The following is a 24701-nucleotide window of genomic DNA, read 5'->3' on the forward strand; positions in this document are numbered from 1 at the left end:
AGCGTCGAACGCGCAGTAGAGCCGTAGCTGTCAGAGGTGCGGGAGGATCTTGTCGAGACGGGCCGGGAGGTCGCGGATGCGCACACCCGTCGCGTGCCGGATCGCGTTCAGGATGGCGGCCGGCGAGCCGACGATGCCGATCTCCCCGATGCCCTTGCTGCCCATCGGGTTGAGCTGGTCGTCCTGCTCGTCGAGCCACTCCGCCTCGATCGACTCGATGTCGGCGTGGACCGGGATGTGATATTCGGCCAGGTCGTGGTTGACCCAGGCGCCCTGGGCCGGGTCGAGCACCGACTCCTCGTGCAGGGCCATGCCCATCCCCATGATCATGCCGCCCAGGAACTGGCTGCGGGCGGTGCGGGGGTTCAGGATGCGGCCGGCCGCGTACATGCCGAACAGGCGTGAGACCCGCACCTCGCCGGTCACGGCGTCGACACGTACCTCGGCGAAGTGGGCGCCGAAGGCGTGCTTGCCGTCCTTCTCCTGCTGCTTGATCAGCTCACGGGAATCGAAGGTCGCTTCCTCGCGGCCGGATTCCCGGAGCGAATGGCAGGCCCCCGTGACGGCCCAGCCCCATGAGGCGCTGCCCGACGAGCCGCCTGCCACGGAAGCACGAGGCAGGGTGCTGTCACCGATTCGTACCCGCACCTGCGAGACGGGCACCTCCAGCGCGTCCGCCGCGATCTGCGTGAGGATCGTGCGGGCGCCCGTCCCCAGATCGGTCGCCGCGATCGACACCTCGTAGGAGTCGCCCGAGAGCCGCCGCACCCGCGCCGTCGACGGCTGGGCCATGGCGGGATAGGTCGCCCCGGCGACACCCGTGCCGATCCACCAGTCGCCCTCGCGCCGCTGCTTGGGGCGGGGGTCGCGGTCGTGCCACCCGAACCGCTCGGCGCCCCGGCGGAGGCATTCGACGTAGTGCCGGCTGCTGAACGGGGTCCCCGACTCCGGCTCGACCGAGGGCTCGTTGCGCACGCGTAGCTCGATCGGGTCGAGATCCAGGGTCACCGCCAGTTCGTCCATCGCGCACTCGAGCGCCACCATTCCCGGCGCCTCACCGGGCGCGCGCATCCACCGCGGCGTCGGCATGTCGAGGCGGACCAGCCGATGACCCGTGCGGCGGTTGGCTGCCGCGTACATGTGCCGGGTCGCCACCGCGGTCTGCTCCGCGAACTCGAACAGCCGCGACGACTGCTCGACCACTTCATGATCAATCGCGGTCAGGTGACCGTCGGCGGTGGCGGCCAGGCGCACCCGCTGGATCGTCGGCGTGCGGTGCCCGACCATGCTGAACAGGGCCTGGCGAGGCAATGCCAGCCGTACCGGACGGCCGGTGACCTTGGCTGCCATCGCCGCCAGCACCGCGTTGGGCCGGGCCGTACCCTTGGACCCGAAACCACCGCCCACGTGCTCGGTGATCACGTGAACGCGATCGGCGGGAAGGCCGAAAAGCCCGCCGATCGAGGCCGCCACCCCCGGCGGGTGCTGGTTGGAGTCGTAAAGCACCAGGTCGTCGTCCGTCCACAGCGCGGTTGTCGCGTGCGGTTCCATCGGGCTGTTGTGCAGGGGCGGGGTGCGATAGGTGACGTCGACCGTGACCGGCGCCCCGGCCAGCGCGGCTTCGACATCGCCGGACGCCGTGTCGCTGGGGAAGTTCGGGTTGACCTTCTCGGGCGTGTAGAGCTCCGGGTGGTCGGCCCGCAGGACGCTATCGTGCGGCTCTTCCTCGATGTCGAGCTGCAGCGTGGCCGCGGCCCGGCGGGCCGCCTCGAGCGTGCGGGCGACCACCAGCGCCAGCGCCTGGCCCCGATAGCTGATCCGGTCGGACTGGAACACCGCGAGTTCGGGGTCGTCGGCCTCAGCCAGGCGGGGCGCGTTGCCGTGCCAGAGCACGGCCAGCACGTCGTCCGTCTCGACCAGCGGGTCGACGGTCATATCGGTCAGGGTGCCGCGGGCGACGGGCGACTGCGCCACCCAGGCGTACGCGAGGTCGTCGCCCACCGGGTACTCGGCCGCATAACGGGCGGCGCCGCGTACCTTGTCCGGCCCCTCGACGCGGCCGATCGGCTGCCCGACGGCCCGTTCGGTGGTGGTCGTCATGACAGACCCTCCAGCACTGAGGCGACGAGGTTGCGGGTGAGGGCGACCTTGAAGGCGTTGTCGCGCAGCGGGCGGGCGGCGGCCAGTTCGGCGTCGGCCGCGGCCAGGAACGACTCGCGGGTGGCGGGCCGGCCGCGCAGGGCTTCTTCGGCCGCGTACGCCCGCCAGGGCTTGTGGGCCACGGCGCCGAACGCGAGGCGGACGTCGGTCACGGCGCCCGCGTCGGCCTGGATCGCGGCGGCGACGGAGCCCACCGCGAAGGCGTACGAGGCCCGGTCGCGCACCTTGCGATAGGCGGACCGGGCGGCGAAGCCCAGCGGCGGCAGATCCACCGCGGTGATCAGCTCGCCGTGCTCGAGGACGGTGTCGCGCTCCGGGGTGTCGCCGGGCAGCCGGTGCAGCTCGGTGACCGGCACGGTCCGTTCCCCGGCCGGGCCGCTGATCCGCACGACGGCGTCCAGCGCGGCCAGCGCGACGGCCATGTCGGACGGGTGGGTGGCGACGCACGCGTCGGAGGCGCCGAGGATGGCGAGGTTGCGGTGGTCGCCCTCGCGGGCCGGGCAGCCGGAGCCGGGCTCGTGCTTGTTGCACGGCATCGTGGCGTCCATGAAGTAGCGGCAGCGGGTGCGCTGCAAGAGGTTGCCGGCGGTGGTGGCCATGTTGCGCAACTGGCCCGACGCGCCGGCCAGCAGGGCCTGGCTGAGCACCGGCCAGTCGCGGCGCACCCGGGAGTCGGCGGCGAGGTCGCTGTTGCGCACCCCGGCGCCGATCCGCAGCCCGCCGCCGGGTAGTTCGGCTACCTCGTCCAGCCCGAGGCGGGTCACGTCGACCAGCACGTCGGGGGTGGCCACGCCGAGCTTCATGAGGTCGACCAGATTGGTTCCGCCGGCCAGGAACGTGGCGCCCGGCTCGAGACCGTGGGCGACGTCGGTGGCCGTACGGTAGCTGAAGGTCTTCACTGGGCCGCCGCCTCACGGATCGCCGGGATCATGTTCGGGTAGGCGCCGCAGCGGCAGAGGTTGCCGCTCATCCGCTCCCGGATCTCGGCATCCGTCAACTCCGCGTCGCCGACCGCGCTGGGCCAGCCCTTCGAGACTTCGTCCAGCATCCCGACCGCCGAACAGATCTGCCCCGGCGTGCAGTAGCCGCACTGGAAGCCGTCGTGTTCGAGGAACTTGTCCTGCACCGGGTGATCGACGCCCTCGATCGTCGTCACGGAGGAGCCCAGCAGGGTGATCGCGAGGATCAGGCAGCTGTTCACCCGGCGCCCGTCGAGCAGCACCGTGCACGCGCCGCACTGCCCGTGGTCGCAACCCTTCTTGGCGCCGGTCAGGCCGAGGTGCTCGCGCAACGCGTCGAGCAGAGTGGTGCGCGGGTCCAGATCGACGCTGCGGCGGGTTCCGTTGACGACGAGGTCCATGGCGGGCTCGTACCCGGCCCGAAGTGATTCAACCGTCCGTCGCCGGGTAGCGGTTACCCATGCGAGTCGTGATCGTGGGAGCCACCGGGAACGCCGGAACCGCCCTGCTGCGCCGTCTGGGCGCCGAGCCGGACGTGTCCCTCGTCGGGGTGGCGCGCCGGCTGCCGTCCCGCACCGGTGTCTACGCCAGGGTGGCCTGGCACTCGGTCGACATCGGCGTCGACGGGGCGCAGGACCAGCTGGCCGGAATCTTCGCCGGGGCCGACGCCGTGGTGCACCTGGCCTGGCAGATCCAGCCCAGCCACGACCAGCGGGTGCTCTACCGCACCAACGTGCTCGGCAGTCGTGCGGTGGCCAAGGCGGTGCTGCGGGCCGGCGTTCCCGCGCTGGTTCACGCCTCGTCGGTCGGCGCCTACTCGGCGGGTCCGAAGGACGCTTTCGTACGGGAGAACTGGCCGCGCTCCGGGGTGCTGCGGTCTTCCTACAGCCGGCACAAGGCGCTCGTCGAGTGGATGCTCGACCAGATCGAGGCCGACCACCCGCAGCTGCGCGTCGTGCGGTTGCGACCCGGCCTGATCTTCCAGCGCGCGGTCGGCACCGAGATCGCGCGCTACTTCGCCGGGCCGCTGCTGCCGGCACGACTGTTGCGGCCGCAGTGGCTGCCGCTGGTGCCGTCGCATCCGGGGCTGCGGATGCAGGCGGTGCACGCCGACGACGTGGCCGACGCCTACGCCCGGGCCGTGCTGTCCGACGCCCACGGCGCGTTCAACATCGCCGCCGGTCCGGTGCTGGATCCCGAGGTCGCGGCCCGCACGTTCCACGGCGTACAGGTGCCGGTGCCGGGTTTCGTCCTGAAGGGCGCGGCCGCGGCGAGCTGGTGGCTGCGGCTGCAACCGGTCGACGCGGGCTGGGTCGAGCTGGGCCTGAAGGCGCCGCTGATGTCGTGCGACCGCGCCACGACCGAGCTCGGCTGGCACCCGCGCCACGACGCCGTGTCGGCCCTGAAGGAGCTGGTCGCCGGCATGGCCGACCGGGCCCACGACGACGGCGGGCCGCCGCTCTCGGGCGATCCGGCGCTGCCGGGCAGGCTGGGCGGCCTGCTGAAGGGCCGTCTGCCGGGAACGGGCAATCCCTATTAGGTTCGACTCATGATCTTCGACGTCGCCCGCATCCGGTCGGACTATCCCGCTCTAGCCGAGGGCTTCCTGCACTTCGACGGCGCCGGCGGCACGCAGCCGGCCGGGCCGGTGATCGAGGCGATCGCGCGGGCGATGCGGACCGCCGTGTCCAACCGGGGAACCGCGCACGAGCCCGCCCGCCGCTCCGGGGAGTTCGTCGCCGCCGCCCGCGCGGCGGTGGCCGACCTGGTCGGCGGCGATCCCGCGGGGGTGGTGTTCGGGCCGAGCGCCACCGCGCTGACCTACCTGGTGTCCCGCACTCTGGCCCAGGGCTGGGAACCGGGCGACGAGGTGGTGCTGTCGCGGCTCGACCACGACGCGAACGTACGCCCATGGGTGCAGACCGGCGCGACCGTGCGCTGGGCCGAGGTCGACCCGGCCACCGGGGAACTGCCGGTGGAGCAGTACCGCGAGCTGATCGGGCCGCGCACCAGGCTCGTGGCGGTGACCGCGGCCAGCAACGCCACCGGAACGGTCCCGGACGTCCGGTCGATCGCCGGCCTGGCGCACGCGGCGGGCGCCCAGGTGTACGTCGACGGCGTGCACGCCACGGCCCACCGCCCGACCGATGTGGCGGCGCTCGGCGCGGACTTCTACGTGACCAGCGCGTACAAGTGGTCGGGCCCGCACTACGCCGCCGTGGTGGCCGACCCGGCGGTGTGGGAGCCGCTGCACCCGAAGAAGCTGATCCCCTCGCCGGCCGGGGCGCCCGACCGCTTCGAGTACGGGACGTTGAGCTTCGAACTGCTGGCCGGCATCACCGCGGCAGTCGACTTCCTGGCCGGCCTGAGCGGCGCCGAGGGCGACCGGCGCAGCCGCGTGCTGGCGGGAATGGCCGCCGCCGAGGAGCACGAACTCGGGCTGCTCGACCGCCTGCTGGCCGGGCTGACCGCCGACGACCGGGTGACGATCTGCCCGGCCGGCGCCCAGCGCTGCCCCACGGTCTCGTTCCGGCTGGCCGGCGAGGCGCCCGCCGACACCGCCCGCCGCCTCGGTGAGCAGGGCATCTGCGTCTCGCACGGCGACTACTACGCGGTCGAGTACTTCGAGGCGGCCGGGCTGCGGGCCACCGGGGGCGCGGTCCGGGCCAGCATCTACCACTACAACACCGCCGACGAGGTCGACCGCCTCCTGGAAGCTCTCTAGGCGACCAGGGGCAGGCGGTCGGTGATCTGGCTCAGGGCCTCGGTGCCGTCGACCGGGCTCGAGTACAGGTAGCCCTGGCCCAGCGGGCAGCCCAGCCGGGCCAGCAGGTCGCGGTGAGCCGGGTCCTCGATGCCCTCGGCGATCACGGTCAGGCCCATGGCCCGGGCCAGGCTGATCAGGCCGGCCACCAGCGCGAGTTGGTGCGGGTCGTCGACCACGCCGTCGACGAACGCCTTGTCGAGCTTCACGACGTCGACCGGGCGGCGGCGCACATTGCCCAGGGCCGAGGAGCTCGCCGCAAGGTCGTCGATCGCCACCCGTACGCCGAGCTCCCGCAGCACGGCCAGGTCGGCCCACATCGCCTCGTGGTCACCGTCGAGCACGCTCTCGGTGAGCTCCAGCATCAACGCCTGAGCAGGCACACCGGCGTACGCCAGCGCCTGCTTCACCAGGTCGACGAAGGTGCCGTCGCGGAACTGCCGCACCGACACGTTCACGCTCACGAACGGCTGACGGGTCCGGGGCAGGATCCGCCGCCACTGCGCGACCGTGTGCAGGGCCTGGTCGAGCACCCAGCGGCCCATCGGCACGACCAGCCCGCTCTCCTCGGCGACCTCCAGGAACTCGGCCGGCGCGATCAGCCCGCGGGTCGGGTGGTGCCAGCGGACCAGGGCCTCGAAACCCACCGGCTCGTCCGTGCCGAGGTCGATGATCGGCTGGTAGGCCAGCAGGAAGTGCCCCTCGTGCACGGCGTGGTCCAGCGCCGAGCGCAGCTCCAGCCGCTCGACCATCGCGCTGTGCAGGTGGCCCTGGTACCGCCGCCACTGGTTCTTGCCGGCGCCCTTGGCCACGTAGAGGGCCAGATCGGCCTGGCGCAGCAGCTCGTCCGGGGTGTCGGCCTCGGGCGTCGTGGTGATGCCGATGCTGGCCACCGCGGTCAGCTCCGAGCCGTCGTCCATCCGGATCGGCTCGGCCAGCGCGGCCAGGATCCGTTGCGCGGTCTCCTCCACCGCGCCCGGGTCCTGCACGTTCTCGACCAGCGCGGCGAACTCGTCGCCGCCGAGGCGCGCCGCGGTGTCGTCGGCCCGCAGGGCGCCGGCGATCCGGTCGGCCACGCCGATCAGCAACTGGTCGCCGGCGGCGTGGCCGAGCGTGTCGTTGACCTTCTTGAAGTCGTCCAGGTCGATGAAGAGGACGCCCACCACCGAGCCGTCGCGGGCGCTGCGCTGCAACGCGTGGCCGAGCCGGTCGTGGAACAGCACGCGGTTGGCGAGGCCGGTCATCGCGTCGTGGAACACCCGGTGAGTCAGTTCCGCCTCGAGCCGGCGGCGCTCGGTGACGTCGCGCAGGGTGAGCACGAGCCCGCCCACGGTCGGCTCGCGGCGCAGATCCTGGCCGTGCATCTCGAGCACGACGTCGGCCCGGGCGCGGAAATCCAGACCTTCCTGGAGCCCGTCGCCGGTGCGCAGGGCGGCGAGCACCTCGGTCAGGCGCGAACGCTCGGACCGGTGGATGATCGCGGTCATCGGACTACCGGTGGGGTCGTCGCCCAGCACGGCGCCGGCGGCCGGGCTCGCGTACCGGATCCGGTCGTCCTCGTCGACGATCAGGATCATGTCGGAGGTCTTCTGCACCAGCGTCCGGAAGTAGGTCTCGCTGTTGCGGCGGATGACCTCCTGGCTGAGGCCGATGCGCTCGAGGGCGAGGGCGGCCTGGGTGGCCAGCACCTCGATCGCCCGCAGCAACCCGGCCAGCGCCGGTGTGGGCGCGCCGACGTGCAGCACCCCGACGAGCGGGTCGCCGGTGGGCCGGTCGGTCAGCACCATGGGGCAGCGCAGCGACATCGCGAAGTGGTGCAGCCGGGTCGAGACGGCCCAGTCGACGTCGCGGGTCGGCACCAGGCGCGTCACTGTTCCGGTCGACCGGTCCACCGCGGCCTGCGCGACCGCCTCCGGCGACAGCAGACCGGGCTGGGCGATGGTGACGGCCAGGACGACGGCATGCGGCGTGTCAGGCGGCAGCAGGTGGGCCACGGCCGTACGTACCGCGTCGGAGACCTGGTCGGTGTCGGCGGCCGAGACGAGGGCGGCCGAGGCCTCGCGCAGCGCGCGCTCCCGGGCCAGCGCCTGCCGGTGTCCGGTCATGATCCCGGCCATCCGTGTCAGGACGAGCAGGAACGTGATCGCGCTGAGGGCAGCGACCACCTCCAGGTTGGTCTTCTCGTCGCGCAGCATGCTCACCACGAGCACGACCGGCGCCGTCATCGACGCGAACCCGAGCAGGGCGAGACGGCCGCGGCCCAGCGCCGGGGCGGGCAGGCCGGCCGGCTCGTCCAACTCGGCCATGGACGGGTGCAGCGCGGCCAGACCGGCCGCGGTGTAGAGCGCGAACCGGCAGAGGGCGGCCACTGGCGCCTCGAACAGCGACAACTCGTACCCGATGTCAGCCAGCAGCAGCAGGAGCACGCCGCCGCCGAGCAGCCGGGCCGGGAACACCGGCCGGTCGCTGATCAGCAACCGGACGAGCATCCCGAGCAGCAACAGGTCGCCCAGCGGGAACACGACCGTCATCCACGGGTCGCCGCCGGTGTGCTGCAGGTTCGGCCCGATAAGAAAGGTCCAGGCCAGCAGCGCGACCCCGGCGGTGACCGTGAGGGCGTCCAGCATGGCGGCGCGGTCGCGCGTTCCTCCCGTACGGCGTCGCAGCAGCACGAAGAACATGGCAGCGAGCACGGGATAGCCGGCGCCGACCAGGACAGCCCCCGCCGTGACCAGCCCCGGAACGTGCGTGGTGAGCAACTCCGGGGCCCGGTAGAGGGCAGTGCCGACCGAGACGAGCACGATCGCGGTCGCGAGCAGCCGCCACGGCAGGCGCCGCGCGGGCCGGTTCCACCGCACGCCCAGCCCGACCACGGCGACGGCCGTGGCGCCGGCGATCAGGCGCAGCACCGACTGCGCCCCGGCCGGCGACGCCACGAAGAGCACGGCGAGCACCGCCATCCAGCCGCCGAAGAGAGCGGCCACCCAGCGTGGGGGCATGCGCGGTCCTTTTTCCGAAGGGAAGTGGCCGTCTCATCGGCTCCCCGCGGCGCGAGTTGAGCAACCGGGCACAATCGGTGCGTGCTCCTCGAGTTCATCCGCGGCAACACGACCGCCGCCCCCGTCCCGTTCGTGCCCGAGATCACCCTCTACCAGGCCGACGAGCCGATAGCGCTGTGGGAGAAGACCGAGGAGGCGGGCCCGGCCCAGCCGCCCCCGTTCTGGGCCTTCGCCTGGGCCGGCGGCCAGGCCCTGGCGCGTCACGTGCTCGACCACCCCGACCTGGTCGCGGGCCGCTCGGTGCTCGATCTGGCCACCGGCTCGGGCCTGGTCGCCGTGGCCGCCGCCCGGGCCGGCGCGACCCCCGTCACGGCCAACGACATCGACCCGTACTCGCTGGCCGCTGCCGCGGCGAACGCGATCGCCAACGACGTCCCGGTCCGGCTGCTCGAGGCCGACATCCTCGACGGCGACGACCCGTACGGCGTGATCCTGGCCGGCGACGTCTTCTACAGCCGCGAGATGGCGGCCCGGGTGCTGCCCTTCCTGCGCCGCGCGGCCGGCCGGGGCTCGCTCGTGCTGGTCGGCGACCCCGGCCGCGCCTATCTGCCGAGCGAGGGGCTGGTCGAGCGGGCCACCTACGACATCCCGGTCCCGGTCAGCCTGGAAAGCGTCGACACCCGGCGTACGAAGGTCTGGCAGTTGACCGCGAGATAGCGTCAGAGGCACTTCTCGAGCAGAGTGCGCAGGCCGAACCCGTCCTCGATCGTGGTGTCCGGCGGAGGGCCGGTCGGTTCGCCCGCCGTACGCGGGGAAGGCATGAGAATCGCCCGGGCGACCCCGGCCCGTCGGGCGCAGACGATGTCGCGCCTCGGGGTGTCGCCGACGAACCAGCAGTCCTTCGGGGGCAGGGCCAGCTCGTCGGTGGCGTTCCAGATCATCTGCGGGTTGGGTTTCCGGACGCCGGCCTCGTCGCTGTAGACCTGGACGGCGAAGAAGTGGCCGATGCCGGCCTTGTCGAGGAAGTCTCGGTGAGCCGCGCCGGACAGCGTGTTCGACACCACGGCCAGCGCGACACCGGCGTCGGCCGCCGCCTCCAGCGCCGAGGGGATCCCCGGCCGCAGCGCCCAGTTGTCCCGCCAGGCCCACTCGTAGCTCAGCTTGCGCACCGCCCCGCGCACCGGCACCTGAGCCGCCGGGGGCCACCCGGGCAGGATGAACCGCTCCCACACCTCGCCCTGGGCCATTTCGTCCGGCCAGTCCTCGTCGCGCCAGGCGGCGTAGGCCGACGCGCCCTCGGTGAGCGACCGCTGGATCTCGCCCGGCGTCAGCACCCCGTTGACCAGGTTGAAGATGCGCAGCACGAGACCGGGCGGGGCCGTGCGCCGCGGTGGCGCGTCAGCCAGCACGCCGCCGAAGTCGAGCAGGATCGCCGCGGGCCGCATGTCAGCGGGCGGTGCCCAGGGTCCAGGCGCGCACACCGCCGACGATGCCCGCCGTGTTCGGCACCACGACCACATCGTCGCCCATGCGGGCGAGCTGCGTGGCCGTGATCAGCCGGGAGTTGCCGCCGCCGAGATACAGCCTGTCCCACAGGAACACCGGTCGCAGCCCCTCGACGACGTTCCGCACCCGGCGTGACCAGAGGGCGTCGCCGAGGCGGCGGCGCTCGTGCTCGCCGATGTACGTGTCGTACGACATGCCCCACCGCACCGGCGCCTGCGACATCTCGAGGTGCGGGGCCAGCGCGCCGCCGTCGAACAGCGCGCAGCCCAGCCCCGTGCCGAGCGTCAGCACGAGTTCGCAGCCGGCGCCGGCCACCACGCCGGCCCCGTGCACCTCGGCGTCGTTGAGCACGAGCGTGGGCCGGCCGAACGCGTCCTCCAGAGCCGTCCGCGCGTCGAAGCCGAACCACGCCTCCTGCAGCTCGGGATCGATCTTGGTGCGCGGGCCGCTGCGGGTGATGTAGTGCGGGGTCGCCACGACGACACCGTGCCGCAGCATGCCGGGCATGCCCACGGTGACCCGGTCGTGTGCGGGCAACCGCTCGCCGAGCTGCGTCAACGTCTTGACGAAGAGATCGGGGGGCAGGGGGTACGGGGTGGGAACGCGCAGCGGCTGGGCCCGCATGGTCCCCGCCTCGTCGAGCACGGAACCCTTGATGCCGCCGCCGCCGCAGTCGATCGTCAGGGTGAAAGCCACGCCGCCAGTTTGCATGGAGTACACCTCCTCGCACAGCAATTGTGACCCGGTATCGTCGCTGCGGTGTCCAGGGCCGTCCGGGTGAGCACCCGCAACGCGAGCTTCCAGCAGTGGCAGTCGCTGCTGGCCAACCGCAACAAGCGCCACCGAGCCGGTGAGTTCCTGGTCCATGGCGTACGACCGATCTCGCTCGCCGTCGACCACGGCTGGGACATTCGCGACCTGATCTATCCCGATCGGCAGTCCCTGTCGTCGTGGGCGCGCGGCATCCTGGAGCGCAGCGGCGCCCGTCCGGTGGCCATGTCACCCGAGCTGGTCGCCGAGCTCGCCGACAAGGAATCGGCCGAGCTCATCGCCGTGGTCGGCCTGCCCGAGGCCCCGGCGCTGCCCACCACCGACGACCCGCATCTGCTGGTCGTCGTGTTCGACAGGCCCAGCACCCCCGGCAACATCGGCACGCTGATCCGCTCGGCCGACGCGTTCGGCGCGGCCGCGGTGGTCGTCACCGGACACGCCGCCGACCCGTACGACCCCCGATCGGTCCGGGCCAGCACGGGCTCGATCTTCGCGCTGCCGGTGATCCAGGCCGACGGTCCCGACGACGTCCTGCCCTGGGCCGCGCGGACGGGCGTCCAACTGGTCGGCACCGACGAACACGGCGCGGTCGACGTGGCCGACCACGACCTGACCGGCCCGACCGCGCTGCTGATCGGCAACGAGGCGGCCGGCCTGAGCGCGGCCTGGAAGTCCGCGGCCGACATCCTGGTCCGCATCCCCATCACCGGCGCGGCCAGCTCGCTGAACGCGGCTACCGCGGCCACGGTCGTGCTCTACGAGACCAACCGCCAGCGCGCCCGAGGCTAACAGCGCGCTTCTTCCCTCACCGCCTCAGCAGCACGCTGCTCCTTCTGCTCAGAAGCGCTCTCCCCAGAAGCGGGCTCCTCAGAAGCGGGCTCCCCAGAAGCGGGCTCCTCAGAAGCGGGCTCCTCAGAAGCGGGCGAAGGAGCGGATCGGCATGCGGGGGCCGAACTTGGGTGCGCCGATGCCGCCGTGGGCCAGCAGGTCGCAGACGCGGCCACGATGGCCGCGGAACGGCTCGAGCAGCTCCAGCATCCGCGCGTCGGTGCCGCGGGCCTCGCCGGCCAGCGCCCACGCGACCGTGTTGGGAATGTGGAAGTCGCCCACACTCACGGCATCGGCATCGCCGTACGCGACCCGGACGACCTCGGCGGCGGTCCACACGCCGATGCCGGGCAGGGCCATCAGGCGCCGCGTGGCCTCGGCGGAATCGGCGCAGGCTTCGAGCCGGGCGGCGACCCCCGCGGCGCGTTGCAGAGCCTGCGTGCGTCGCTGTTCCATGCCGTACGGATGGAAGACCCAGTACGGCGTCGCCGCGATCACGGCCGGGTCGGACGGCAGCATCAGCTCGCGCGGGCCGGGCGCCGGCTCGCTGAGCTTCTGGCAGATCAGCCGGTACGCCCGGTGGGCCTCCTTGCCGGTGACCTTCTGCTCGAGCACCGCGCGCAGGACGCTGCGGAACACCAGGCCGGTGGACGGCATCCGGGTGCCCTCGAAGGTGCGGGCCAGTCGCTTGATCAGCGGGTGACCGGCGGCCAGGTCGAGGAAGCCGGTGAGATCGTCGCGCAGACCGGCGATGGCGTCGGCACGGTCGAGAATCCACTGCTCGCCGGGCCCGTAGCCGGTCGCCACCAGATCTTTGCCGTCGCGGGCGAGATGCAGTGTGGCGGGGCCTTCCGGCGTACGGGCGGTGAGCCACAACTCGTCACCGGTGAACACGCCGCACGGGTCGTGCCGGGGCACCAGCAGCGAGCGGACCGAGGCGCCGAAGTGATAGCGCTCCGGCGTCGTCATCCTGCGGGTCACCGGGCACACTGTGCCACCTCACCGGCCGATTGCCCACTCACGGTGCGTGAACAGGCCGATGGCCCTGACCGCGCTCCCGGTCAGGGCCATCGGAGGGGACGTCCGGACACCCGAGTTGGTCCGGAACGTCCGAGGAGCTGCCGCTGTTGTCGCCCGTCAGGGGGAAGGGCGACCGCCCGGAGAGCGATGGGGGGTCCCTTCAGGGAACGGGGCCATGTCGGTGACCCCGTCCCGTCCGGGTTCGCCTCCGGGTATCAGCGGCGAGGCTCCTGCGATCAGCGGCGTCCGCCGCGGACGGTGATGCGAACCGCGTCGAAGGCCGGTGTCTGGTTGGCGCGGACCATCATCGGGATGCGGTGCGAGCCGTCACCGGCCCACGAGGCGCACTGCGCGGTGCCGGCGTTCGGCAGACCCGGGACCTGGATGTTGACCGAGTCGGGGGCCGCGCCACCGCGGCTGTCCTCGGTCGCCACGAAGAACGCGGGGACCGGATCGGGCGCCGGGGCCTCGTTGGTGTTGCCCAGCATCCGGCAGGCGGTGTGGAAGTGACCGCGGACCAGGCCGTTCGCCAGGACCGAGCTCTCCACGTAGTAGCCACCCTGGCCGGCCGCGAGGAACCGGTCACGGATCAGGTTGCGGGTGCTGACGGTCAGCGTGAACGGGGTGTTCGGGTTGACCACGCGCGGAGCCTGGGTGATGAGCAGCGTCGGGTTGGCGTTGGCCTCACCGACCTCACCGAACTCGGTCGAGACGCAGCGGCTGCCTTCCTGGAAGCCGTTGTGCGGGGTCAGGTCGCTGGTGTCACAGCTGTTGGTCAGCACGCCCAGCCCGGCGCCCGGAGGCGGGGTGGTCTGCTCCTCGGTCGGCTCGGGGTCGGGCTGGTTCTCGCCGCCGTTGCCCTGCTCGCCGTTGCCCTGGCCTTCTTCGCCCTGGCCCTGCTCGCCGTTGCCCTGGCCCTCTTCGCCCTGGCCCTGCTCGCCGTTGCCCTGGCCCTCTTCGCCCTGACCCTGCTCGCCGTTGCCCTGGCCCTGCTCGCCGCCGTTGTTGCCCTCTTCGCCGTTACCCTCGCCGGCGCCGGCGCTCGGGTCGGTGCTCGGGTTCTCGACCGGGTCAGCCGCCGGGGCGGTGGTCGCGGCCTCGGTCGGCGGGGTGGTCTGGTTGCCACCGTTGTTGCCGACGTTGTTCATCACCCACGTGCGGCAGCGCGTCCGCAGCGTCTGGGTCGACACCGTGTCGCCGGCGCCGTCGTCCGGGTGCTGGGTCACCTTGCCGTTGTTGGTGGTGTAGGTGCCCTTGCGCGTCTCGGTAGAGAGCTTGGCGCGCTGGGGAGCCTTGACGTCATCGCACGCCGCCAGCGCCTTGCGCTGAGTGCGGTCGGTGCTCGCGTTGGAGACCTGGGTGACGGTCACGATGCCGCCGAAGGCCACCAGCGTGGCAGCCACCGCGATGATGCGGCGCTTACCGGTGAACCAGTTGTTGCTCCTGGATGCGCGCCGGTACTTGGACCTTCGCATGGGGTGACACCTTTCTCTTACGCGAGGGGACGTGGCTGGGGCTACCGCGCCCGGAAAATGCGCATTGACGTGATGACGCCGGCCACGAGCGCGGCGGCGAGAACGAGCAGGATCACGGTGGTGCTGACGCCCGGAATGCCGCCGTTGCTGCTGGCAGCCGCGAGCATCTGCCCGTCCACCGGAACCGGACCGCTGCCGGCGTTCGCGGGGGCGGGAGCTGTGGGAAGCGATCCGTAGTCGACGATGTTGCTCGACTCCAGCAGCGTCATGTGCGTCATGACGAACTGGTTCGTCTCCTGGGCCAGCTTCCGGACCGAATCGTTGCGCGTGGTCGACCGGATGGTGGCGATCGCCGGAAAAATCTTGCCGTGGGCCTGCCGCAGGCGATCGATGTAGATCTGGTCGAACTGCTGGCCCTTCGCTTCACGCATCTCCTGCAGCCAGAACATCTGATCGGTGTTCGGCTTGCCGGGCAGGTCGATGTTGAGCTTCTTGGCCGTCACACGGTCCAAGTTGTCGAGGACCACGTGCTGCTCGGCGATCGACTTGGCGATCTTCACGACGCGTTGATCGTTCGACTTCTCCTGAGCCATGTTGCTGGCCGGGATCTCCCAGAGGCCGGCCAGCCGCACCTTGATGACGAAGTCCTTGTCGGCGTCCGTGAGCGCACCGAAGCCCTTGTTGGGCAGGCCGTTCGACGACGGGACCGGAACCGGGCCGCTATCGCCGGGAGCGGCCTGAGCAGGGGCGACCGGCGCGACCAGCAATGTCAGAACCGCCGCGGAAATGCCCACCAACCAACGCGTCGAGCGGCGCGTAAAGCGAGCGGTAAGCATTTTCTCTCAACCTCCGGATCAGCGAATTCTTAAAGGGCTCTTAAGTCAGTAGCTGTAGTCACTGCCCGTGCCGCCGGCGTCACCGGATTCGGCATCGGAATCGCCTTCGGAATCCTTGGCGGGCGGGGCGACCGGCTTGGACACCTTGGGCAGACAGGTCAGGTTCTTGGCACCGTCGGGCTGAATGACGAACCAGGTGCCGCTGACGTTCTGGCCCTTCCAGTTACCGGGCTTCTTGTCACCGATGTAGCGGTAGAGCGGCCAGCCCTTGAGCGTCAGTTGCTTGCTGCCGTCGGCCCGGGTCACCGTGCCGACGAGCTCGGAGTCGACACCCTTGAGGGTCGGCTTGCCGTCGTTGGTCATGGCGGGCGGCCAGATCTCGGCGCATTTGCCGACGCAGTTCGTCTTGGCCGGGTTGTTGCCGTCCTTGTCGAAGCGGTAGAGCACGAAGCCCTCGTCGTCCACGACAACCTTGCCCATCCGGGCCACCTTGGTGCCGGTGAGCTTGGAAGTCACCTCTTCGGCGCTGAGCTCGGGAGCGGCGTCGGCGGCGGCCGGCGGGGCCGTGGCCTCGGGGTCGGACGGAGCGCCGGTAGCGGCTGGGTCCGCAGTCGCGCCGGCCGTGGCGGCGACGTTGTCCGAGGCGGGCTCGGCGGCGTTGCCGTAGTCGGCTGAGTTGTATCCCTGCGGGGCGCAGCCGGTCACTGCGAACGCCGCGGCGATTGCGGCGCCGACGACCATCAACTTTCGCTTCTCCGGTAGCACTTGCCCTCCAAGGTGTTTCTTCAACTGGCGTTTCCGGGCTGTAGTACGAGGGCCGGGTCGCGGCGGTTGAAGAAACTTCCCATCAATTTCCGAGTTTTTCCCGGCGGGCCACCGGACCTGCTTCTCTAAGACAAAACAAAGGATCCCGGCCGATCGGCCGGGATCCTTTATCAGTACAGGGACGGTTACGGAACGCGAACCAGCGTCTCGCCGGCGCCGGTGGCGGTCACCTCTTGCACCTGGATGTGCGCGATCTTGTCGCGCGGCGTCGAGGTGATCGCCTGAAGCAGCAGCGGCTCCGGGTTGGCGGCGGTGCCCCAGCCACGGTCGCCCACCTTCCACGAGACCAGCGGCTCGCTCGTGCCGTCGGTGTGCACGGCGACCAGACGGCAGACCTTGGGCCCGGTGATGTTGGAGATGGCGAACTGGATCTGCGTGCCCCAGTCCTTCTTCTCCAGGCCCACCGTGGCCGCCACGCCCGTACGCGGGTCGGTGCCGGTCAGCGACTCGCCGGCCAGCGCGGTGCCGCCGAGGCCCGTGCCGCCGCCCGTGACGGGCAGCGGGTCGAGCTGGGTGCTGTCGCGCTGAGCCGTGTTCGTCGACGCCGGGTCGGCCTTGTCGCCGAGCACCGAGCCGCCGACGAAGAACGCGCCGATCGACAGCATCGCGAAGATGACCACGGCAGCGGCCAGCGAGTAGAGCCGCCGGCTGTTGGCCCGATGGCGCTCGCGCGAGGCCTCGCCGATCACCTTCTGGAGCATGAAGCCGTCGCGCCGGGTCTCCTCGGCGGCGATCACCGCGCTGGCGTCGACGTCGGCCAGCAGATCGGCCACCTCGACGAACGACTCGAGCTCGTACGCGCACCTCGGGCACTCGATCAGATGGTCCTCGAACTGTGTGGCGTCGCGTTCGTCGAGCACGCCCAAGGCGTACGACGCGACATCGAAGTGGTCTTCCTGGGTCATTCGGTCACCCCCCGCTGCTGCAACGCCGTCCGCAACGCACGCAGAGCGTAATACACCCGTGACTTGGCGGTGCCCAACGGAAGGTTGAGCTTCTCCGCCGCCTCCGGCACCGTGCGGCCCCGGAAGTACGTCTCGATGAGGATCTCGCGGTGCGACTGGCTGAGTTCGCGCAGCGCGTCGGAGACCGTCATCGACTGCAGAACGCGGTCGGTTTCATCGGACTGGCTGGGGAAGCTCTCGAGCTCGCGGTCGTAGGTCTCGGCCGGCCGGGCGCTCGCGCTGCGGTGGTCGTCGATCGCGATACGCCGCGCGACGGTCACCAGCCAGGGCCGCAGTGACTGCTGCCCCTGAGCGCCGAGCCGGTGCGCATTGCGCCAGGCCCGGAGCAACGTCTCCTGCACGATGTCTTCCGCGCGCTGCCGGTCACCGCCGGTCAGTCGCAGCACGAACATCAGGAGCGGTCCCGCATGCTCTTCATAGAGCATCTTGACCAGAGTGTCCTCGTGAGTCGCCCCCGCCGGGGTCGCGGCCTCATGCCGCGGCGCCTGCCGGGGGATCACCGAACCACCATCGCCCGCACTACGGCCTCCGTCGAGTGACTGCCACCGTCCACCGGGATGCTGCTGTGTCATCAGGCGCACCCCACCTGGCGCCAGCCGATGTTCGGCCACCGCATGCATCGATACCTCCACCCGGCGTTTTCCCCGTCGCCTGAGATACGGCTGGGGACAGCCCTCGGGATCAACGCGGACGGGAAAATTTCGGGGAGCGGTCTCAAACGATCCTCCGCGGTCGTGTGTGGGGGTCACGAGGCGCATCGGCAGCGATTCAAATTAATCGATCTGCACCGATATGACTGCCAGGGCAGCCGAATAATACTCAGCCACACGCGCCCCATGAAATACACAGTTGAGCAGGACTGACGCACTGGCAGTGCGGCGTTACCGGAAAGTAGGCAAGCCCGGACGGAGCGTTGGTGTCTCACAAAGTGGGAGCGCTCCCAGCTTGCTGGAGGCGCGCGTCTTGCCCGTTCGGAGGATGTCTGGCCGCCATCCGGCCTCTTCGTGTGATCCCCGCCCCAACCGCCCCGAAAAGACTCATCTGTCGGATCTGGCGCACGACTCCGGCAGTTTCCGGTAGCGGCACGCCGCCGCCTTCGCCCGCTCACAACCCGCCACGATCCCGCTCCAGACGGCAACGGCTGTGCCCAGCCTCTGCCGCGCCAGGCACGAGACGACCGCCGGCCTCAGTCACGGCGCAGAAGAACGAGGGCACCCCAGCCAGGTCGCGGTTACGCGCTCTGATCGGCCGCGACCTCAGGCTTTACGGAGCAGCAGGTAACCCTGCGGACATCCCTCGGTCCCCTCCGGCGGGCGGCTGCCCTGGAACGTCAATTCGAAGCCGGCGCCGGCGGCGAGATCCAGCATCTGCTGGGTGGACAACCAGTACGAGTCGAACTCCACCCCGAGACCAGACGATCGCCCGGTGCGCCGATGCTGTCCGCCGCCGTCCTTGAACGCAGTCACCAGGTAGCCGCCCGGTCGCAGAACCCGAGCGAGCTCGGCGAACGCGACCGTGCGGTCCGGCGGCGCCAGAAAGATCAGCGAGTACCAGCAGACCACGCCGGCCAGCGAGGCGGTCGACAACGGCAAGGCGCGCAGGTCAGCCACCTCGAACGAGAACGCCGGGTGATCACGACGGGCGACCTCGATCATGCCGGGCGAGAGGTCGAGACCACGGGGCGAGAGGCCGCGCGAGGCCAGATACGGTTCGAGCCGACCGGTCCCGCACCCGATGTCGCCTACTTCGGCGCCCAGCCCCGCGGCCAGGGTCAGTTCGCTGAACAGGTCGAGCAGCGCGCGCTCGATCGGCATCGACTCCAGCAGACCGGCCAGGCGTTCCACGTACAAGTCGGCGAGCACGTCGTGCGCTCGGCGCAGTTCTTCGGTCGAGGCATCCACGGTCGGGCAGGCTATCGGCCGACCCTGATCGCGGTGGTGGCGAGGGTCGTGAAGCGCATGGCGAAGCTGCCGCCAAGAGCCTCGATGGCGGCGCTGGTAGCCGAGCTGAGCGCCGCCAGATCCTCGGGCGGCAGCGTCGTGAGCAGGCCCTGAGCAGGCAGTTGATCGAGCCACTCGTCTCGCGTGTAGACCCGCTCCCACTCGAGCGACCACCGCTCGAACCCGGCGAAAGCGCCGGTCGCCCGGATGGCCTCGTCCGCTTTGTCGAGGAAGACCCCATAGCCCTGCACAGCAGTGACCGGCCCGCCCGCAACCTGCCCGCCCCCGACCCGCGCGACCGCGACCTGCCCGGCCGCGACTTGGCTGTTCGAGGCGGCCGGACCGGGAGGCCCGGCGCTCCCCACCGGAGTCGTCCCGTTACCGGTCGACGCCCGGTAGGCGGCGGCCAGCCTGCTGCCGGGCAGCAAGCGCTCGTAGATGTCGGCGAACGCCGCGGTCGCCGCGGGCGAGGGCTGGCCCGCGTTCCAGAACAACGCCAACCGCCCGCCTGGCCGTAGCGCCGACGCCGCCTTGGCCGCGCCGGCCACCGGGTCGACCCAGTGCCACGTCTGGCCTGCGACCACAGCGTCGAAGATCCGGCCTCGGGGATCCCACTGCTCGAACGTCGCCACCTCGACCTCGAAGCCGCCGGCGCGGGCGAAGGCGGCCATCCGCGGGTCGGGTTCGACGCCGGTGACGTGGGAGCCGGCCGCGCGGAGCTGGCGGGCGACGATGCCCGTGCCGATGCCCACGTCGAGGACTTGAGGGGCAGCCAGCCGGGCGATCAACTCGCCGGGATAGCTGGGGCGTGTGCGGTCGTAGCGCGGAGCGTCCACGCCGAACGACTCCGCCGCGCGGCGGTTGCGGAAGGCCTCGGGCTCGGAAGTGGGCATGCGCCCACTCTAATGGGCGAACGCCCACTAGTCGATGTGGGAGGCTGACAAGGTGCCCACCGGAGTGGCGCTGCGCGACGTACGCCAGCAACTGTTCGATGCGGCCCAGCGCGTCCTGCTGTCGGACGGGCCGAGCGCCCTGACCAGCCGCGCGGTCACCACCGAGGCCGGCTGCGCCAAAGGTGTGCTGCACCGGCATTTCGCCGACTTCGACGACTTCCTCGCCGAGCTGGTGCGCCGCCGCATCGCGGGATTCGAGGCGTGGGGCGCCACCATGTGCGAGACGGCCGGTTCGGGCCCGGTCGACGAGAACATCGCCGACGCGCTGACCTTCGTGTTCGATCCGGTGGGCCGGGGACTCGTCGCGCTCATCCTGTCGCGTGACGATCTACGCGCCCGCCTGCGAAGCGCGAGCCGGAGAACAGCGGCCCAACAGGGCGAAGCAACACGAAATAGGGACTTGCGAGATTTGGGCTTGCCAATCGCGGGCCTGCCAGCTGGAAATCAGCCACCTGGAAGGCCACGAGCCGTGGGCCAGCCAACTGAAGGCCAATGGTCCGCGGGCCTGCCAACTGCAGGCCAACGGGCCGCGGGCCAGCCAGCCGAAGGCCAACGGGCCGCGGGCCAGCCAACTCGGGGCCGGCCAGGTGGCGACCTGCGAACTGAGGGCCTGCCGCTGCTGGACGAGGCGAGCGCCGTGCTCGCCGCCTACCTGACCGCCGAGCAGGCCCAGCACCGCGTGCCTACCGACGCCGACATCGACGCCCTGGCGCTCACCCTGGTCGGCGCGGCCCACCTGGCATTCGCCGGCGGCTGGGCAGCGGCCCGAGCCGACACGGAAACGATCGGCCAAGCCGGCGGAGACGAACCGCCGCCCATCCGCCGCCTGGTGACGTCGATCCTGCGCTGACTCCAAGGTTCGGCGCGGGAACCGCACCGAACAGGAACCAGTTGACGCGTGACCGCGCGATGGTCAGGGTCAGCGCGCATTACAGCACCGCAAATCGCCCAGCAGACCGCACACAGCAACCAGTCCAAGCGCGACGGCGCGACGGCGCGACGGCGCGACGGCGCGACGGCGCGACGGCCAGAGTTAACGTGCAGCGCAGCAACCGCAAATCGCCCAGCACACCGCGCACAGCAACTAGTTCACGCGTGACCGCGCGGTGGCCAGGGTCAGCGCGCGGTGCAGCACCCGAGAATCGCCCAGCAGGCCACGCAGCCGCCGCTCGAGTCCGGCGATCGGGACGAGGTTCTGCGGCGCCCGCGGATCCTTGTAGGCCGACGACGCGAAGCGCGGCAGCGTCGCGCCCGAGATGTCGGCCAGCTCGATCGCCTCCTCGGGTGGGAGGTCGGGCGAGCACTCGATCCGCACGATGCCCGACCACGGCGCCCCGGACGCGCCGGGCAGGCGCAGGTACCAGGACCAGCCGCCCCACACTGTGCCCAGATGGAAGACCGGCGTGCGCTGGCCGGGCTTCAACGACGTCACCACCGTGGTCAGCGCGGCCGGCAGGTACTGCTTCTGCTGCGTCTTGACGTAGCCGATCGTGCGCGGCAGCTGCCGCCGGTTGCGCAGGGGCCCGTCGACCACGAGCAGGTCGCGGCCGTCGGAGCTCGTGTCGCGGGCCGTGGCCGAGATGTCGATCTCGAGCGCGGTCAGCGGACCCTGCACGGCGGCGGGCAGCTTGCTGGCCTCGCCGGCGCCGTGGATGCGGTGCACCTCGTAGCGCACCGAACCGGCCTGCACGTCCCCGGCCGACGGGCTCGCCGTAAACAACCCCCGGCCGACTCGCGCGCCCACCAACTCGGCCACGCCCCGGGCCAGATCGCATCGGACCACCCCGGCGGCGTACGAGGCGGCCAGCCCGGCGTACGACGTGCCGTCCTCTTCCGCCGTCCACAGCCCCGCGTCGTTGCGCCGCACGCCGTCGACCAGAAAGACCACGTCGGGGCAGCGCACCGACGACGAGACGTCGATCGGCGCCCACTCGGCCGCGGGCACCTCGACATCGGTGTCGACCTGGGCGCTGCTGGCCGAGGCCGGGCCGTCCCCGCTCTCGGAACCGCCCTCGAACGACGAGCCGTAGGACGGGTCCCACGCGTCCACGAACATTCTGGTCAAAGGCCCACCCTCGCCACGTGCGCTGTCCGCGCGTCCTTGTGCACCTCGAACCGCACCGGCACCCGCTCGGCCAGCGCGTTGACATGGGTGACCACGCCGACCATGCGGTCACCCCGCGCGGCCAGGTTCTCGAGGGTCGCCGCCACCACGTCCAGCGTGGCCGCGTCGAGCGTGCCGAAGCCCTCGTCGAGCACGATCGACTCGAGGCTGGCGGCCGTGGTCGACATGCCGGCCAGCTGTTCCGAGAGGGCCAGCGCCAGGGCCAGCGAGGCCTGGAAGGTCTCGCCGCCCGAGAGCGTGCGCACCCCGCGCCGCAGCCCGGCGTCGTGGTGGTCGATCACGAAGAACTCGCCCTTGTCGTGGATCAGGTCGTACTGGCCGCCGGTCAGCTCGCGCAGGATCCGCGACGCGCCGTCGACGAGCAGGTCGAGCGCCTCCTCCAGCAGCCAGCGCTCGAAGTTGTTGGCCCGCAGGTGCCCGGCCAGCGACTTGGCCACCCGCATCTCGCGTTGCAGCGTCATCCGCTGCTCGGCGAGCTCGTGGGCCTGCGTGCGGCGGTCGACGAGCCGTTGCAGGGCCGCCTCGGAGCGTTCGGCGGTGATCGCGGCCGCGCGGATCAGCGAGGACTCGTCGGAGGCCGGCACGGCCACGCCGGCCGTGGTGAAGAGGGCCGCGATCTCTTGCAGCGCGGCGACGGTGGTGCGGTGGGCCGAGGCGACCGTGCCCTCCGCCTCGTCGCGGGCGGCGGCGCGCTCGGCGGCCAGGCCGGCGGCCCACTCGACGAGCAGGGCCCAGGCGCCGGCCAAGTCGTCGCGGTCGGCCGGCGGTGGCGAGAAGCGCGCGACCTGATCGCGTACGGTGTCGAACTCGCGCCAGGCCGAGCGCTGACGGTCCTCGGCGGCGATCACCGCGGCCTGGGCCTGCCGGTTCGCCGAGCGTGCCGCCCGTACGGCCGCGCCCGCCCGGTCGAGCTGCTTCTGGAACCGGTCGATTTCGGCGAGCTGCCGGCGCAAAGCGTCGACGCCGGGCGACTCGGCCACCGCGGCCCGCGCCTCGGCCAGCCGCGTCAGGTGGTGTTCGTGCTGGGCTCGTTTGCGTTCGAGGTTGCTCTCGAGTTTGCGGGCGACCGCGTCCCGCTGCTGCCACGCCTTCTCGGCGATCTCGGCCGCCGCCCGCGCGGCCTTGCCACTGGTCTCGGCGGCCCGCACGGCGGATTCCTCGGGCACCGGCGGCACGGTGGTCACGGTCTGCTCGCACACCGGGCAGTGATCGCCGGCGGCCAGATGCGCGCGCAGGGCGGCCGCCCGGTCGATCCGCTGCGCCTCGGTGTAGTCGAGCCGGGCCTGCTCGAGCAGTTGGGTCGCGCCCAGGTGGGCGCTGTGGGCGATCTCGGCCGAGGCCGCGGCGTCCTTGTGCTCCACATCGGCCACGGACACCTCGCCCGCGAACCAGTCGGCCTGCCCGACCAGTTTCTCGAGCTCGGCGTGCCGGTCGAGCATGAGGCTGAGCGACCCGGCGTCGCCGGCCGCGGCGAGCTCGCCGCGGAGCTTCTCCTCCTTTTCCTCCGCTGCACGGACCTCGTCCGCGGTCTGAGCGGCAGTCGCCCTCGCGGCGGCGGTCACGCCGGCGGTTTCCACGCTTCCCGCGGGCGTACGCACTGAGGAGAGCAGCCGCGCCTCGGCATCCAGCGCGTCCCGCGCCGAAGCGGCCTCAGCCTCCGCCGCCCGCTTGGCCCGCAGCCCGGGGACGGCCGCCTCGACGGCGACGGTCAGTTCCCGCATGCGGGCGACGTGCTGCTCGGCCGCCTCGACGGCCTCGTCGGTGGCGTCGGCCAGGGCGGCCAGGTTCTGGTCGACCACGGCCAGCTTGCCCTCGGCCGTCTGTGCCCGGCCGCTGGCCCGGGTCTGCACCTCTTCGTAGACGTGCAGGCCGAGCAGGTTGACCAGAATTTGCTGACGGGTGGCCGGCTTGGCGTGCAGGAAGTCGGCGAACTGGCCCTGGGGCAGGACGACGCAGCTGGTGAACTGCTCGAACGGCAGGCCGACGGCGTCGAGCACGGCCCGGTCCATCTCGGCCGGGGTGCCTGCAAGCACCTCGCCCAGGTCGTCAAGGTCCATGCCGGTGTCGAGCTTCGACACGTCGAAGCCGGGCGGCATGAGCTGGAGGCCGGCGCCGGCGGTCTTGACGTTGCCGCGGCCGTCGCGCCGGACGACACGGGTGGCCACGTAGCGGTCCCCGGCCGATTCGAAGACGAGCCGCACCCGCGCCTCGGTGGCCGAGGGCGCCAGCGCGTTGCCGATGCCGCGGCTGCCGCCCCACCGCGGGACGGTGCCGTAGAGCGCGAACGTGATGGCGTCGAGGACCGTCGACTTGCCCGAGCCGGTCGGCCCGACCAGCGCGAAGTAGTCGGCATCGGTGAAGTCGACACTCGTCTCGTCCCGAAAGACGGTGAACCCCGCCATATCCAAACGAATAGGCCTCATGATCCGACTCCGCTTCGCTCCGCCGAACCAGAGACCTGGCCACTGAGCCCGCCGCACTCGCTCCGCTCGCTCACAATCCGACTCCGCTTCGCTCCGCCGAACCAGAGACCTGGCCACTGAGCCCGCCGCACTCGCTCCGCTCGCTCACAATC

Annotated in this window: 21 protein-coding genes; 5 read left to right on the forward strand and 16 right to left on the reverse strand. The window is 71.5% G+C overall.

Annotated elements, in window-relative coordinates; all coding sequences use genetic code 11:
* Positions 1–30 precede the first annotated feature (30 nt).
* The 3 genes from LXN57_RS37195 to LXN57_RS37205 are packed head-to-tail and all read right to left on the reverse strand — an operon-like array spanning position 31 to position 3520.
* Positions 31–2100: a xanthine dehydrogenase family protein molybdopterin-binding subunit gene (locus tag LXN57_RS37195; protein WP_251802910.1), complete on the reverse strand. Its 2070-nt coding sequence runs from the start codon at positions 2098–2100 to the stop codon at positions 31–33.
* A complete protein-coding gene (locus LXN57_RS37200; RefSeq protein ID WP_251802911.1) occupies positions 2097–3059 on the reverse strand; it encodes an FAD binding domain-containing protein in 963 nt (320 codons plus the stop codon). Before LXN57_RS37200 ends, LXN57_RS37195 begins: the two co-directional genes overlap by 4 nt.
* Entirely contained in the window at positions 3056–3520 is a 465-nt protein-coding gene (locus LXN57_RS37205) for a 2Fe-2S iron-sulfur cluster-binding protein (protein WP_251802912.1), read from the reverse strand. Before LXN57_RS37205 ends, LXN57_RS37200 begins: the two co-directional genes overlap by 4 nt.
* Before the next feature lie 59 nt (positions 3521–3579).
* Here LXN57_RS37205 and LXN57_RS37210 point away from each other — a divergent pair, with 59 nt between their 5' ends.
* Together LXN57_RS37210 and LXN57_RS37215 are read left to right on the forward strand one after the other, a co-directional pair.
* The gene (locus LXN57_RS37210) at positions 3580–4659 is read left to right on the forward strand and encodes an NAD-dependent epimerase/dehydratase family protein (protein ID WP_251802913.1); all 1080 of its coding nucleotides are present in this window, start codon (positions 3580–3582) and stop codon (positions 4657–4659) included.
* Positions 4660–4668: 9 nt separating this feature from the next.
* Positions 4669–5844, forward strand: coding sequence for a cysteine desulfurase-like protein (locus tag LXN57_RS37215; RefSeq protein ID WP_251802914.1), 1176 nt, complete (start codon positions 4669–4671; stop codon positions 5842–5844).
* Here LXN57_RS37215 and LXN57_RS37220 read toward each other — a convergent pair.
* The gene (locus LXN57_RS37220; protein WP_251802915.1) at positions 5841–8882 is read right to left on the reverse strand and encodes a putative bifunctional diguanylate cyclase/phosphodiesterase; all 3042 of its coding nucleotides are present in this window, start codon (positions 8880–8882) and stop codon (positions 5841–5843) included. The genes LXN57_RS37215 and LXN57_RS37220 overlap by 4 nt on opposite strands.
* Positions 8883–8963: 81 nt before the next feature.
* On the opposite strand from LXN57_RS37220, the gene LXN57_RS37225 reads away from it, so the two are divergent.
* Positions 8964–9599, forward strand: coding sequence for a class I SAM-dependent methyltransferase (locus LXN57_RS37225; RefSeq protein ID WP_251802916.1), 636 nt, complete (start codon positions 8964–8966; stop codon positions 9597–9599).
* Between the two features lie 2 nt (positions 9600–9601).
* Here LXN57_RS37225 and LXN57_RS37230 read toward each other — a convergent pair whose 3' ends face one another.
* Both LXN57_RS37230 and LXN57_RS37235 read right to left on the reverse strand, forming a co-directional pair.
* Complete coding sequence (locus LXN57_RS37230) at positions 9602–10327, reverse strand: HAD family hydrolase (protein ID WP_251802917.1); 726 nt, start codon at positions 10325–10327, stop codon at positions 9602–9604.
* A gap of 1 nt (position 10328) precedes the next feature.
* Positions 10329–11084 carry an ROK family protein gene (locus LXN57_RS37235; protein WP_251802918.1) on the reverse strand — a complete coding sequence of 252 codons (756 nt, stop codon included), beginning with the start codon at positions 11082–11084 and terminating at the stop codon, positions 10329–10331.
* A 63-nt stretch (positions 11085–11147) separates the two neighbouring features.
* Here LXN57_RS37235 and LXN57_RS37240 point away from each other — a divergent pair, with 63 nt between their 5' ends.
* The gene (locus LXN57_RS37240; protein ID WP_251802919.1) at positions 11148–11948 is read left to right on the forward strand and encodes a TrmH family RNA methyltransferase; all 801 of its coding nucleotides are present in this window, start codon (positions 11148–11150) and stop codon (positions 11946–11948) included.
* Between the two features lie 123 nt (positions 11949–12071).
* Here LXN57_RS37240 and LXN57_RS37245 read toward each other — a convergent pair whose 3' ends face one another.
* The 8 genes from LXN57_RS37245 to LXN57_RS37280 form a co-directional block, all read right to left on the reverse strand.
* Positions 12072–12956, reverse strand: coding sequence for a DNA-3-methyladenine glycosylase family protein (locus LXN57_RS37245; protein ID WP_251802933.1), 885 nt, complete (start codon positions 12954–12956; stop codon positions 12072–12074).
* Between the two features lie 287 nt (positions 12957–13243).
* Positions 13244–14482, reverse strand: coding sequence for a Pecanex-like protein 1 (locus LXN57_RS37250; RefSeq protein ID WP_251802920.1), 1239 nt, complete (start codon positions 14480–14482; stop codon positions 13244–13246).
* Between the two features lie 41 nt (positions 14483–14523).
* Positions 14524–15318, reverse strand: coding sequence for a DUF4142 domain-containing protein (locus LXN57_RS37255; protein ID WP_251802921.1), 795 nt, complete (start codon positions 15316–15318; stop codon positions 14524–14526).
* 45 nt (positions 15319–15363) lie between these two features.
* Positions 15364–16083, reverse strand: a complete 720-nt coding sequence (locus LXN57_RS37260; RefSeq protein WP_251802922.1) for a COG4315 family predicted lipoprotein — start codon at positions 16081–16083, stop codon at positions 15364–15366.
* A gap of 185 nt (positions 16084–16268) precedes the next feature.
* On the reverse strand, positions 16269–17048 hold the full coding sequence (locus tag LXN57_RS37265) for an anti-sigma factor family protein (protein WP_251802923.1): 780 nt from the start codon (positions 17046–17048) through the stop codon (positions 16269–16271).
* Complete coding sequence (locus LXN57_RS37270) at positions 17045–17728, reverse strand: sigma-70 family RNA polymerase sigma factor (protein ID WP_221378826.1); 684 nt, start codon at positions 17726–17728, stop codon at positions 17045–17047. The genes LXN57_RS37265 and LXN57_RS37270 overlap by 4 nt, the downstream gene beginning before the upstream one ends.
* A 636-nt stretch (positions 17729–18364) precedes the next feature.
* Positions 18365–19009 carry a class I SAM-dependent methyltransferase gene (locus LXN57_RS37275; RefSeq protein WP_251802924.1) on the reverse strand — a complete coding sequence of 215 codons (645 nt, stop codon included), beginning with the start codon at positions 19007–19009 and terminating at the stop codon, positions 18365–18367.
* Positions 19010–19020: 11 nt separating this feature from the next.
* Positions 19021–19941, reverse strand: coding sequence for a class I SAM-dependent methyltransferase (locus LXN57_RS37280; protein WP_251802925.1), 921 nt, complete (start codon positions 19939–19941; stop codon positions 19021–19023).
* Positions 19942–20005: 64 nt separating this feature from the next.
* On the opposite strand from LXN57_RS37280, the gene LXN57_RS37285 reads away from it, so the two are divergent.
* Complete coding sequence (locus tag LXN57_RS37285) at positions 20006–20851, forward strand: TetR/AcrR family transcriptional regulator (protein WP_251802926.1); 846 nt, start codon at positions 20006–20008, stop codon at positions 20849–20851.
* A 234-nt stretch (positions 20852–21085) separates the two neighbouring features.
* Here LXN57_RS37285 and LXN57_RS37290 read toward each other — a convergent pair whose 3' ends face one another.
* Both LXN57_RS37290 and LXN57_RS37295 read right to left on the reverse strand, forming a co-directional pair.
* On the reverse strand, positions 21086–22066 hold the full coding sequence (locus LXN57_RS37290; RefSeq protein WP_251802927.1) for a hypothetical protein: 981 nt from the start codon (positions 22064–22066) through the stop codon (positions 21086–21088).
* Positions 22063–24549: an AAA family ATPase gene (locus LXN57_RS37295; RefSeq protein WP_251802928.1), complete on the reverse strand. Its 2487-nt coding sequence runs from the start codon at positions 24547–24549 to the stop codon at positions 22063–22065. The genes LXN57_RS37290 and LXN57_RS37295 overlap by 4 nt, the downstream gene beginning before the upstream one ends.
* Between the last annotated feature and the right edge of the window lie 152 nt (positions 24550–24701).

It is taken from the genome of Paractinoplanes hotanensis (assembly GCF_023717965.1).
In the GTDB taxonomy this organism is placed as follows: Bacteria; Actinomycetota; Actinomycetes; order Mycobacteriales; family Micromonosporaceae; genus Actinoplanes; species Actinoplanes polyasparticus.